Annotated in this window: 13 protein-coding genes; all 13 read right to left on the bottom strand. The window is 28.0% G+C overall.

Annotation, left to right across the window (positions count from 1 at the left end; genetic code table 11):
• Positions 1-75: 75 nt before the first annotated feature.
• A complete protein-coding gene (locus CLTHE_RS04020) occupies positions 76-1,020 on the bottom strand; it encodes an ABC transporter ATP-binding protein (protein WP_080022102.1) in 945 nt (314 codons plus the stop codon).
• Between the two features lie 13 nt (positions 1,021-1,033).
• Positions 1,034-2,026: an ABC transporter ATP-binding protein gene (locus CLTHE_RS04015; RefSeq protein WP_080022101.1), complete on the bottom strand. Its 993-nt coding sequence runs from the start codon at positions 2,024-2,026 to the stop codon at positions 1,034-1,036.
• Between the two features lie 8 nt (positions 2,027-2,034).
• The gene (locus CLTHE_RS04010) at positions 2,035-2,952 is read right to left on the bottom strand and encodes an ABC transporter permease (protein ID WP_080022100.1); all 918 of its coding nucleotides are present in this window, start codon (positions 2,950-2,952) and stop codon (positions 2,035-2,037) included.
• A gap of 11 nt (positions 2,953-2,963) precedes the next feature.
• Positions 2,964-3,911, bottom strand: coding sequence for an ABC transporter permease (locus tag CLTHE_RS04005; protein ID WP_080022099.1), 948 nt, complete (start codon positions 3,909-3,911; stop codon positions 2,964-2,966).
• Positions 3,912-3,960: 49 nt separating this feature from the next.
• Positions 3,961-5,598: a peptide ABC transporter substrate-binding protein gene (locus tag CLTHE_RS04000; RefSeq protein WP_080022098.1), complete on the bottom strand. Its 1,638-nt coding sequence runs from the start codon at positions 5,596-5,598 to the stop codon at positions 3,961-3,963.
• A 285-nt stretch (positions 5,599-5,883) separates the two neighbouring features.
• Positions 5,884-6,447: a recombinase family protein gene (locus CLTHE_RS03995; protein ID WP_080022097.1), complete on the bottom strand. Its 564-nt coding sequence runs from the start codon at positions 6,445-6,447 to the stop codon at positions 5,884-5,886.
• 272 nt (positions 6,448-6,719) lie between these two features.
• The gene (gene upp, locus CLTHE_RS03990; protein WP_080022096.1) at positions 6,720-7,349 is read right to left on the bottom strand and encodes a uracil phosphoribosyltransferase; all 630 of its coding nucleotides are present in this window, start codon (positions 7,347-7,349) and stop codon (positions 6,720-6,722) included.
• Positions 7,350-7,369: 20 nt separating this feature from the next.
• Positions 7,370-7,819: a ribose 5-phosphate isomerase B gene (rpiB, locus tag CLTHE_RS03985; RefSeq protein WP_080022095.1), complete on the bottom strand. Its 450-nt coding sequence runs from the start codon at positions 7,817-7,819 to the stop codon at positions 7,370-7,372.
• A 62-nt stretch (positions 7,820-7,881) separates the two neighbouring features.
• Positions 7,882-8,334, bottom strand: a complete 453-nt coding sequence (locus CLTHE_RS03980; protein WP_080022094.1) for a low molecular weight protein arginine phosphatase — start codon at positions 8,332-8,334, stop codon at positions 7,882-7,884.
• 14 nt (positions 8,335-8,348) lie between these two features.
• Positions 8,349-9,392, bottom strand: coding sequence for an L-threonylcarbamoyladenylate synthase (locus CLTHE_RS03975; protein WP_080022093.1), 1,044 nt, complete (start codon positions 9,390-9,392; stop codon positions 8,349-8,351).
• A gap of 17 nt (positions 9,393-9,409) precedes the next feature.
• The gene (locus CLTHE_RS03970; RefSeq protein ID WP_080022092.1) at positions 9,410-9,997 is read right to left on the bottom strand and encodes a hypothetical protein; all 588 of its coding nucleotides are present in this window, start codon (positions 9,995-9,997) and stop codon (positions 9,410-9,412) included.
• Positions 9,998-10,126: 129 nt separating this feature from the next.
• Positions 10,127-11,209 carry a peptide chain release factor 1 gene (gene prfA / locus CLTHE_RS03965; RefSeq protein ID WP_080022091.1) on the bottom strand — a complete coding sequence of 361 codons (1,083 nt, stop codon included), beginning with the start codon at positions 11,207-11,209 and terminating at the stop codon, positions 10,127-10,129.
• 39 nt (positions 11,210-11,248) lie between these two features.
• Positions 11,249-13,030 (bottom strand): peptide chain release factor N(5)-glutamine methyltransferase, encoded by a 1,782-nt coding sequence (prmC, locus tag CLTHE_RS03960; protein ID WP_080022090.1) that lies wholly within the window; start codon positions 13,028-13,030, stop codon positions 11,249-11,251.
• Positions 13,031-13,045 lie beyond the last annotated feature (15 nt).

Genomic DNA, 13,045 nt, shown 5'->3' with positions numbered 1-13,045 from the left:
AATTATATATTATTGATATTTAACTCAAATTTTAAGTAACATAATATTTTAATAAAATTTATACTATCTATTTTTTTAATATAAATGACAAGCTACAAATTGTTTGTTCCCTACTTCTTTTAATCTTGGAATTTCTTTAAGACATTTATCCATACAATAAGAGCATCTATTTGCAAATTTACATCCTTTATAATCTTCCATTGGATTACCTACTTCACCTTCTATTTTAACTTTATTTCTTTTCTCTCCTCTCATTGAAGGAATTGCTGATAAAAGCAATTTAGAATATGGATGAAGTGGATTTTTATATAATTCATCACTTGGTGATAATTCTATAAGATTTCCTAAATACATAACTCCAACTCTATCTGAAATATGTCTAACCATTGATAAATCATGAGCAATAAAAAGATATGTTAATCCTAATTTATTTTGTAAGTCTATTAATAAATTCACAACCTGAGCTTGGATAGATACATCTAATGCTGAAATAGGTTCATCACAAACTATAAATTGTGGTTCAACTGCTAATGCTCTTGCTATTCCAATTCTTTGTCTTTGTCCCCCAGAAAATTCATGTGGAAATCTTGAAGCATGACTTTTATTTAAACCTACTAAATTCAGTAATTCATAAACTCTTTCTTCTCTCTCTTTTCCTTTATAAAGTTTATGTATATCTATTCCTTCTGCAATTATATCCCCAACAGTCATTCTAGTATTTAATGATGCATAAGGATCTTGAAATATCATTTGTGCTATTCTCGCTTTTTCTTTTCTATCTTTTAAACTTTTATTTTTTAATGGCTTTCCATTTAAATATATTTCTCCATCTGTTTTTTCATATAGTCCTATAACAGTTCTTCCACAAGTAGTCTTTCCACATCCAGATTCCCCAACTAATCCTAATGTTTCTCCTTTTTCTATATAAAAGCTTACATCATCTACAGCTTTTAAGACTTTATTTTTTCCTACATTAAAGTGTTTTTTTAAATTTTTAACCTCTAATATTTTTTCTGCCATCTTTATTGCCCCCTTATTCTACACTTTCGGCATACTCATGTGTTAACCAACAATATGTAAAATGTGTAGTTGATAAATCTGTTCTTTCAGGCATTTTTTCCTTACAAATTTCCATAGCATATTCGCATCTTGCACAAAACGGACATCCTATTGGCGGTTCTAATAAATCAGGTGGAGTTCCTCCAAGTGAATATAACTCACTTTTTATATCACTATCTAAAGTTGGCATTGATTTTAGTAAAGCCCATGTATAAGGATGTTTTGATTTTTTAAAAACTTCCTCTACTGTTCCACCTTCTATTATTTTTCCTGCATACATTACATTTATTCTATCTGCAAATTCTCTAACTACTCCTAAGTCATGAGTAATTAAAATAATTGATGTTTCCATTTCTTCTTTTAATTCATGGATAAGTTTCATAATTTGAGCTTGTATAGTTACATCTAAAGCTGTTGTTGGTTCATCAGCTATTATAATTTTGGGATTACAAGCAATTGCCATAGCTATAATAACTCTTTGTCTCATCCCTCCTGATAATTCAAAAGGATATTGATTTATTCTTTGCTCAGGATTAGTTATATGAACAGCTTTAAATAATCTTATAGCCTCTTCTTTCGCTTCTTTACTATTCATATTTCTATGAATTTTTAAAACTTCTGAAATTTGTTTTCCTAATTTCATTGTTGGATTAAGAGAAGTCATAGGATCCTGAAATATCATACTTATCTCTTTTCCTCTAAGGCCTCTTAATTCTTTATTAGAATATTTTAATATATTTTTTCCTTCAAAAAGTATTTTTGAATTTTTATCTATAGATGCAATTTTTTCTGGTAAAAGGCTCATTAAAGATTTAGCTGTTACACTTTTTCCTGAACCTGATTCACCTACAATTGCTAACATTTCTCCCTTATCTAATTCAAAATTTACTCCTCTTACAGCTTTAACTACTCCTGCATAAGTATTAAAATTTATATTTAAGTTTTTAACATCTAATAATTTTTCCATAAGAACACCTACTTTCTTAATCTTGGATCTAATGCATCTCTCAACCCATCACCAAATAAATTGAAAGTTAGCATTGTTAATGCTATAAACATAGCTGGGAATATTAATTGATTTGGGTAAAATAACATTACTTGTTGCCCTGCTGATGCCATTGCTCCCCAACTAGTTTCTGGTGGCTGAATTCCTAAACCTATAAAGCTTAAAAATGCTTCTGCAAATATATAACTAGGTATATCAAAAGTTATATATACAATGATTATTCCTATTGTATTTGGTAGCATATGCTTTAGTATTATTCTAAAAGAACTTCCACCTAAAGCTTTAGAAGCCATTACATATTCTGAATTTTTAAGCTTCATTACTTCTCCACGAACCATTCTAGCAATACCAGTCCACCCAGTAATAACTAAAGCAATTATTAATGGAATTATTCCAGTTCCTAATCTTACCGAAATTAATATAACTATTATTAAGTAAGGAATACTATTTAAAATTTCTACAATTCTCATCATTATAGCGTCTACTTTTCCACCAAAATATCCACTTATTCCACCATATAATATTCCAAATGTACACTCTATTAAAGTTCCAACAAAAGCTATTAAAAGTGATACTCTTCCTCCAATCCAAATTCTATCAAATAAATCTCTTCCTAAGCTATCTGTTCCAAATAGATGTTTTAAAGAAGGTCCTAAATTCATTTCATCTAAATTTTGTATTTTATAATTATCTCCTGCAATCATAGGTTGTACTATACACATTAAAACCAAAATTAAAAGTACAATTAAAGAAGCCATAGCTACTTTATTCTTTTTTAATCTTCTAAAAGCATCTTGAAAATAAGTTAAATTAGGTCTATTTATTTCTTCACTAATATTTTTATCTATTCCAATTCTCTTAAACTTTTCTCTAGTTATTTCTGCCATAATACCCCTCCTTATGATTTTCCAAGTTTTATACGAGGATCTATTAAGCTATATAAAATATCAACTATTAATATAGATAATATAAATAACGCTGAAAAGAATATTGTTAATCCCATTATTACGTTATAATCCTTTGTATAAATTGCATCTATTAAAGCATTACCAATTCCAGGTACAGCAAATATTCTTTCAATTACTACTGTTCCAGTAATTATTGTTGCTATTTGTGGCCCAAGTATAGTTACTATTGGTAATATTGAATTTCTTAAAATATGTTTTAAAGAAATATCTCTAAAAGATAATCCTTTAGCTTTTGCAGTTAAAATATAATCTTGTCCAATAACATCTAAAACTGAAGCTCTCATATATCTTGCATAAGTTGCAATTCCACCAAAGCTAAGAGCAATAGTTGGAAGTATTGCAAATTTAAATCTTTCTAAAAACGGAGTTGAGCTATCATACCAACCTGCAATTGGAATTCCAGCTGTTCCTCCCAAAAATGATTGAATTAATGTAGCTAATACAAAACTTGGTATCGAAACTCCTAAAATTGCAATTATCATAACACCAAAATCAATTGGTGTATCTCTTTTAAATCCTGCAATTATTCCTAGAAATACTCCTACAACTAATCCAACTGCTACAGCTCCAAGACCAATTCTAACTGAAGCTGGAAAATTATCTTTAATTTTATCGTTAACTGTTACACCTGGAGTTACAAAAGATTCTCCTAAATCTCCTTTTAAAAGATTTTTTAAATATAAAATATATCTTTCAGTAATAGGTTTATCTAATCCATATTTTTGTTCCATAGCTTTTGATACATCTTTTGGTAATTTTTTAGCTTGAGAACTAACTGGATTTCCTGGCATACTATTCATTAAAAAGAAAGTTGCAGTAATGACTACAAACAAAGTTATAATCATTAAAGCTATTCTTCTACCAAAGTATCTAAACATTATTATTCACTCCCCTAAAATTTATTTATATCCAATTGATAAGTCTCCTTTAAGAAATTGAAGTCCATCTTAATTGATAAGTTCCCCCAAACCTAGGTAGTTCTAATCCTTTTACATATTTCTTTTGGAATGAATATATTTCTTTAAAATAATTTGGTGCCACTGCTGGATTATCTACCACTTCAATCTTTTCAACTTCTTTATATATCTTTAATTTTTCATTATCATCTGTCATTGTTTTTATTTTTGATAAAAGTTCATTTACTCTTTCATCATTATATTTACCATAGTTACTTCCATTTTCAGGAGTAAATAAATCTAAGAATGTCATAGGGTCATTATAATCTGCTCCCCATCCTGAACTTGACATATCAAATTCTCCCTTATCAACTTTACTTAAAAAGTCTGAAAAATCTGCTGAAGTAACTAATTTAACATTTACTCCTATAACTTGTTTCCAAGTATTTTGCATGTATTCTCCTTGCATCTTACTAACTGCATCACTATTTTGTAATAAATAATTTATTTCATACTTACTTGGATCCGGATCAAGTCCAAGTTCTTTTAATCCTTTTATAAATAAATTTTTAGGATCTTTATTCATTACCTCTTTTAAAGGTTCACTAACCTCACTTCTATAATTTATATTTCCAACTTGAATCCCCTCTGGAACTAATCCATAAGCTGGTATATTTCTTCTCATTACTTTTTCAGTTAATCCTTCTCTATTGATTGCAATTGATAAAGCTAATCTTATATTCTTATTTTTAAGTAATTTATTACTAGAATCTAAATTATATAATGTATAGAATACAGAAGAACCTACCTCATTTATTTCATTCCACTTTCCTTCTTTAACCCCATCTTTAAGTGGTTTTAAATATTCACCAGAACCTGAAATTACATCTAATTGATTACTAACAAACATTTTATAAGCTGTATTTGCTTCTTTTATTTCAGTAAACTTAACTTTATCAAGTTTTATATCTTTTGAATTCCAATAATTTGGATTTCTTACTAATTCAATTTTTCCACCTTTTTGCCACTCTGAAACCATAAATGGTCCACTATATACTTGTGTATTTAAATTAGAACCATATTTGCTTCCATATTTATTAACTACATCTTCTCTTTGAGGTGCCAAAGCTGGAAATGCTACTATTTGTGTAAAATATGATATTGGCTCTGATAATTTAACTATTATAGTACTATCATCAGGTGTTTCTATTCCAACTTCAGATGCTGGAACTTCATTTTTAAAATATTTTTCTCCATTAACAACCCCAAATAAGAAAAATGAATATGGTGCTCCTGATTTTGAATTTAATAATCTCATCCATGCATATTTATAATCTTTTGAAGTTAGTGCTTTTCCATCACTCCACTTTAAATTTTTCCTTAACTTAAATGTATAAGTTTTTTTATCATCACTTACTGTATAACTCTCTGCTGCTCCAGGTATTATTTTATTATCTTTAAAAATCAATAAATTTTCCTGTGTATTTTGTATTATATTAAAAGAAACCTCATCACTACCTTTAACAGAATCTAACGTTTTTACTGCTCCTGTAACTAATCTTAGAGTTTTTTTATCTTTCGTCTCTTTTTTGCTGCTGTCCCCACAAGCTGTTAATGCAAATGAAACTACTGATACTAAAAAAGCTAGCATTATTATTTTTTTCTTCATATAGAAAGCCCCCTTCCGAACTGCTTAAGAAAGATATTATCAAAATTTACACTAATTTGTTATTTATAATTTGAAAATAATATATTAATTTTAAAATTTTATTAAACTTGACTTTCTATAATTATTCCTATTTCAAAATTATCAGTTTTATATTATTAATTTAATACATATGTATTTTATACAAACACATATGTATTTAGATTATAACTTTTGGAACTAACCTTATAAAACTTTAAAAATAATCTAATAAAAAAAATCTAAGAGTTAAAATAAACTCCTAGATTTCTATCTATTTTTCTTTACTTCTCTAATTAAAGTACTTTTACTTATTTTGGTTATTTGACTTACCTCATTATAACTTAAAGCTCCACCATTTACTGCTAATAAACTCAATGCATGATCCAACTGCTTTCTTGTATACTTTTTTGGTCTCCCATCTTTAAAGTCTTTATTTTTCTTAGCTATAATTTTTCCTATTGCAGCATTTTCAATTAAAGAATCTTTTTTAAATTGAACCATACATCTAAATGTATCTATTATTTTTTTATTTTCTATTTTATTATCAATAACTCCTAAATCTAGTACTTTTATACTTCCACCTTTTTTAAGTATTTCCTCAACTATATTTCCACAATCTATTATCTCTCTAGAAAAATTTATTAAACTTTCAACTACAACAGTATCTCCTTCTCCTATTAATGATAATAAATTTCTTAAATTTGGTCGTTTATTTGAGTATGTACTAGAAGAATCATAAAGTATTTTATCGCATTTTTCTTTTTCTAAAATATTTATTTTTTCTAATAGTTGCCCTTTTTCTTCATTAATTCTGATATATCCATATAACATAGAATCGCCCCCTAAACTATATTTTGATACCAACTTATGAACCAAAAATATTATGTGATTTTTTTACATAAATTTTCTTATTAATATAAAGTTGTTACGAAATTAATAATTATATTTAAACATAGTTTTAATATATTTCTTTCTATTATACGCTATATATTTTATGAATTTTATTTACATTTAGTAACTAAATAATTAATTTTATGTAAATAAAAGCTGTAAGATTCTAAATATTTTAGATTCTTACAGCTTTTAAAATTATCTTTAATTAATTATTTAGTTCCAAATAATCTATCTCCTGCATCTCCAAGTCCAGGTACTATATATCCATGCTCATTTAATTTTTCATCAATTTGAGCTACAAATATATCTACATCTGGATGTGCTTCTTTAACCATTTTTATTCCTTCTGGTGAAGATATTAAACACATAAGTTTTAAGTATTTAGCTCCTCTATTTTTAAGCATTGTTAATGCATCAGCAGCTGAACCTCCAGTTGCAAGCATTGGATCAACAACAATAACTTCTCTTTCAGCTATATCTTGTGGTAATTTACAGAAATACTCTACTGGTTGTAAAGTTTCTTCATCTCTATATAATCCTACATGCCCTACTTTAGCTGCTGGTATAAGATTTAATATACCATCAACCATTCCAAGACCTGCTCTTAAAATTGGAACTACAGCAAGTTTTTTACCTGCAAGCATTTTACATGTAGCAGTACATATTGGTGTTTCAATTTGTACATTTTCTGTTGGTAAATCTCTAGTAACTTCATAAGCCATTAACATTGCTACTTCTGAAACTAATTGTCTGAAATCTTTTGACCCAGTTTCTTTATTTCTTATAAATGCTAATTTGTGTAGAATTAGCGGATGATTAATTTCTGTTACTTTACTCATAATTTAATTCCTCCAAAAAACTATTTATTGTATTTTTCTTCTATTTTTGAAATTTTATCAATTCTTTTTTGGTGTCTTCCACCTTCAAATTCTGAATTGATAAAAGTATCAACTATATCTAATGCTAATCCAGGTCCAACTACTCTTTGTCCCATAGCAAGAATATTAGCATTATTATGTTGTCTTGTTGCATGAGCACTAAATGTATCTGAACATAAAGCTGCTCTTACTCCTGGTACTTTATTAGCTGAAATGCTTATTCCAATTCCTGTACCACATACTAATATTCCTATTTCAAATTCTTTATTAGCTACTGCTTCTGCTACTGGAAGTGCATAGTCTGGATAATCACATGAATCATTTGTCATAGGACCAAAATCCTTAATTTCATGTCCTTTTTCTTTTAGATGCTTAATTATTTCATTTTTTAATTCAAATCCGCCATGATCTGAACCTAATGCAATTTTCATAACTTTACCTCCAAATTTACTTTAATCTATAAAAAAAGAAAGTAGTAGAACATAAATAAAATTTATGCTCTTCCTTCTTCCTTTATTTTATCTAAAACAATAGGCATTAATCCCTTTAGTTTTCTATATATTTTTTCATAAACACTAACTGAGCTACCATAAGGGTCTAAAATTTCACCACTTACGCCAGCATATTCGCATATTGAAAATATTTTTTCTTTATATTTTGGAAAATTCTCTTTTATAAATTCTTTTGAATAATTAGTCATAGTTAAAACTAAATCAGAATCTCTTAATTTATCTTCATTAATAGAAATAGCTTCCCTACCTCTTATATCAATATGTAGATCATTTAAAATTTCCATAGCAGCATTTTCTGTAACAACACTACCTCTAATTATTGATATTCCTGCTGATTTTGCAATTATTAAATTTTCAGATTCTATTTTATTAAATATTGCTTCTGCCATAACACTTCTACAAGTATTTACAGTGCAAACAAAGAGAATATTCATAAAAACCTCCAAAATTATACTGTTATAATATCATATCCTGCTGCTTTATTAAGTCTATTCATAATAGCAATACCAAGTCCTTTTTCTTCAAATCCCTCTGCTAATATAATATCAACTCCAAGTTCATTGAATTGTCTAAGAGCTTCAAAAAGATTGCTTGCAACTTCGTCTAATCTCTTATAACTTCCTATTACTATCTTTTCTCCTAACTTATAGCTGTCTTTTGATTCTTCTGTTGCTAAAATTCCAACCTTCTCTCCAGCATCTATATAATTGTGTACCATTTCGTTTATTTTTTCAATAGTTTTTTCTCGATTTCCAAGAATTATTTTTAATTTAGCGTTTGGTGCATAGTGTCTATACTTCATTCCTGGTGCTTTTGGTTTAAAATCACTATCATTTCTTAATAAACCTTTATCTATTTCTATATCTTCTCTAATAGTCCTAAGCATTTCTAAAGTAATTCCACCTGGTCTTAAAACTAATGGTGGCTCAACTGTACAATCAACTATTGTTGATTCTAAACCAACATCACATTTTTCCCCACCTATAATGTAATCAACTTTTCCTTTTAAATCTTCAACACATACATCTATAGTTGTTGGACTTGGTCTTCCACTTATATTAGCAGATGGTGCTGCTATAGGAACTCCTGATTCTTTTATAAGTTCTAATGCAACTTTATTATTTGGCATTCTTATTCCTATTGTATTTAAATTTGCACTTGTTTGCATTGGTACAATATCTCTTTTTTCTAATATTAAAGTAAGTGGACCTGGCCAAAATTTTTCCATTAATTTTTTAGCTACTTCTGGAACATTTTTAACATACTTATCAATTTCTTTTGATGCTACATGTATTATTAAAGGATTATCTTGAGGTCTTCCCTTAGCTTCAAATATTTTCTTTACACACTCTGCTTTTAGTGCATTTGCACCTAGTCCATATACTGTTTCTGTAGGAAATGCTACTATTCCATCTTTTTTTATACATTCTGCTGCTTCTTTTATAAACTTACTATCTTCTTTTCCATCTAAAACATAGACCTTTGTTTCCATGTTAATGCCCTTCCTTCTTAATCTATAGTATATCCTCTTGATATTTTTATATTTTGTATAGCCTCATCTGTGTAACTTGATCTAGCACAATATGTAAATAAATCTCCTAACATTGTATATTTTTTTAATCCACCTTTTTTTAATATAAGATAATAAAAAACTTTATCAGGATTCACATTCTTAATCTTTTTATATTCATCACTCATTTTAGGATATTTTCTTAAAAGTCCCTCAACTACTGGTTTAAATCTAGAATTTCTAAATTTTACTGTACTTATTACTATAACCTTCATATCTTCTTCTATACCTTCTGTATGAATTAAAGCTACTTGATCACATAAAATAAGATTCTTCTTATTAAATAAACCAGTTTTAAATGTTAGTTTATTATTCAAATATTTATATTCTAATTTGAAGCTATCTATTCTTTTTAGAATTACTAATATTATTAATAATTCCATAATTATTGCATAACCTATAAAAAAGCCATTTATAATACTTGTAGCCCATAATGCCCCAGGTATTATTATAGCTAAAATACACATGTAAATATAAAATCTTATATTTTTCTTCTTCTCTACTCTTAATGCCTTATTTATATCCATACAAGAGCCCTCTCCCTTAAGTACTTCTAATAGATAAATCTAAAGGTGAATAAAAACAATAATTAAACATTAATTTTTTGTTTCATTATTGTTCATTCACCTTATAGAAAATTTTCAATTATTTAAAAATTAATTAGCAGTATTACCCATCAATTTCATTTTTTCTGCTTGATCAGCAGTAATAAGTGCATTTATTACTTCTTCGATATCTCCATTTAAGAAAGTATCTAATTTATATAATGTTAAACCAATTCTGTGGTCTGTTATTCTTCCTTGTGGATAGTTATAAGTTCTTATTCTTTCACTTCTATCTCCAGTACCAACTTGTGATTTTCTATCTTCAGCAATTCCTGCTCTTCTTTCTTCTTCAGCTAATTCATATAATCTAGCTCTTAAAACTTTCATAGCTTTTTCTTTGTTTTTAAGCTGTGATTTTTCATCTTGACATGAAATAACTATTCCTGTTGGAAGGTGAGTAAGTCTAACTGCTGAGTCAGTTGTATTTACACATTGTCCTCCATTACCTGATGCTCTAAATACATCAAATTTAATATCTTTTTCATTGATTTCAACTTCTACATCATCAACCTCTGGTAATACAGCAACTGTAGCTGTTGAAGTATGAATTCTACCACTTGATTCTGTATCAGGAACTCTTTGTACTCTATGTACTCCACTTTCATATTTAAGTTTTGAATAAGCTCCTTGACCTTTTATCATGAATACAACTTCTTTAAATCCACCAATTCCAGTTTCATTTGCATCCATTAGCTCAACTGCCCATCTGTTGCTTTCTGCATATCTTGTATACATTCTGAAAAGATTAGCTGCGAATAAAGCTGCTTCATCTCCACCAGCACCAGCTCTTATTTCAACAAATACGTTTTTATCATCATTAGGATCTTTTGGTAATAAAAGAATTTGAATTTCATGTTCTAATCTGTCTCTTTTTTCAGTTAAATCATTGATTTCTTCATGAAGCATTTCTCTCATTTCTTTATCTGATTCTTCTTCTAACATCATTTTATTAGCTTCTAAATCTTCTAAAGTAGTTTTGTAATCTCTATAAACACCAACTAGTATTTCTAGTTCAGCATGTTCTTTACATAACTTTCTCCATTCAGCTTGATTTGCCATTATAGATGGATCACTGATTTTTACTGAAAGTTCGTCATATTTATTTTCTGTAAATGCTAATTTATCTAATAACATATTATCTCACTCCGTACTAAATTTTTTCATATTCTATAATTATATCATAGTCTTTCTCTCATTTTCAACAATATACCTTCCAATAACCACTCTATCAAGCCCTGCTAAATCTTTAATAACCTCTATCTCTTTATAGCCTGCCTTCTCCATTAATCCTTTAACATCATCACCTTGGTCAAATCCAATTTCAAAAGCTAATACTCCATTTTCTTCTAAAGCCTCTACACTATGTTCAACTATATTTCTATAAAATACTAGTCCATCAGCTCCACCATTTAAAGCAGTATAAGGTTCATATTCTTTTACATCATTCATTAATTCTTTTATATCTTCTTCCTTTATATAAGGAGGATTAGATACTATTATTTTATATTTCTTAGAATCTTCTATTATTTTATCTAATAAATTACTCTTAATAAAATTAACTCTTTCTTCTAAACCATGCTTCATTATATTTTCCTTTGTAACCTCTTCTGGTATAGGAAAATAATCTATTGAATCAACAGTTATATTCTTCCTAAAATGAGCTAATGCTATTCCAATTGCTCCACTTCCACAACATAGATCACAAATTTTTATTTGGTCATCTTCTTTTATCTCTTTTAAGACTCTCTCTACTAACACTTCTGTGTCCCCTCTTGGAATTAAAACTCCCTCTCTTACATTTAAGTCTAATCCCATAAACTCACAAGTTCCTAAAATATATTTTATTGGTTTATTTTTCATTCTTTCCTCAATTAATGAAAAATACTCTTTTTCATCTTCTAAACTAACTTCTTCATTGCCATTAGTTAACATATATAGTCTATCTTTATTTATGACTTTTCCTAAAAGAAGTGTAGCATCTAATCTTGGTGTTTCAATTTTATTTTCTTCTAATTTTTTAGTTCCTAAGTTTATTAAATCCAGAATCATTTTTTTATCCTCCGGTATTCCTTCTGCTGTTTTTAATGCGGCTATAGCAACCTCTAATTGGCTATCATCTGGTTCTCTAGTTGTTAAATTTTGAAGTTTTAATCCTGGTGCAGATATAATCTTTGCTAATTTGCTATTATTTTTTCCTAGCCATCTTATTATTTCGTAACTTATTCCTGATACCAATGGAATAAGTAATATTCTTAAAATTAGCCTCTCGAAAAATCCACCCCATCCTGTAAAAGTAAAAAGAAGTATACTGACAAGCATAACTAAAAATAAGAAATTAGTTCCGCATCTTGGATGAAATCTTGAATATTTTCTTACATTTTCAACAGTTAACTTTTCTCCTGCTTCATAACAAAATATTGTCTTATGTTCAGCTCCATGATATTGAAATAATCTATATATATCATCTAATTTACTTATTCCATACATATATAATATAAGTATACTAATTCTAATAATAGCTTCTATTATATTTAAGCCTATATCTCCTAAGCCAAAATATTTAAATAAAGATGCTATTGCTGTTGGAATAGCTAAAAATATAATTGCTGATAATACAAGTGATAATCCTATTGTGAAGTATATTATTGCATCATTTGCTTTTTCCCCTAACTTTCTTCTAAGAAAATCTTCAAATTTAGACTCTTCACAATCTTCAAAAAAACTAGAAGAATAATTTAAAGCTTTTATTCCTTGTCTAAGAGAATCAACAAGTACAAATACTCCTCTTATAAATGGTATATTTAAATATTTATGTTTTTTAGTAACAGGAATAGTTCTTTGCATATCAATTTCAATTTTACCTTTTTCGGTTCTAACAGCTGTTGCGATTCCTTTAGAGCCTCGCATCATAACTCCTTCTATAACCGCTTGCCCACCAACATCACTTCTCTTCATTCAATACCCTCCAAA

Origin of the sequence: Clostridium thermobutyricum DSM 4928 (assembly GCF_002050515.1) — a bacterium.
Taxonomy (GTDB): Bacteria; Bacillota; Clostridia; order Clostridiales; family Clostridiaceae; genus Clostridium; species Clostridium thermobutyricum.
The sequence above is the reverse complement of the archived record's forward strand: the minus strand, read 5'-3'. Positions and strand labels throughout refer to the sequence as shown.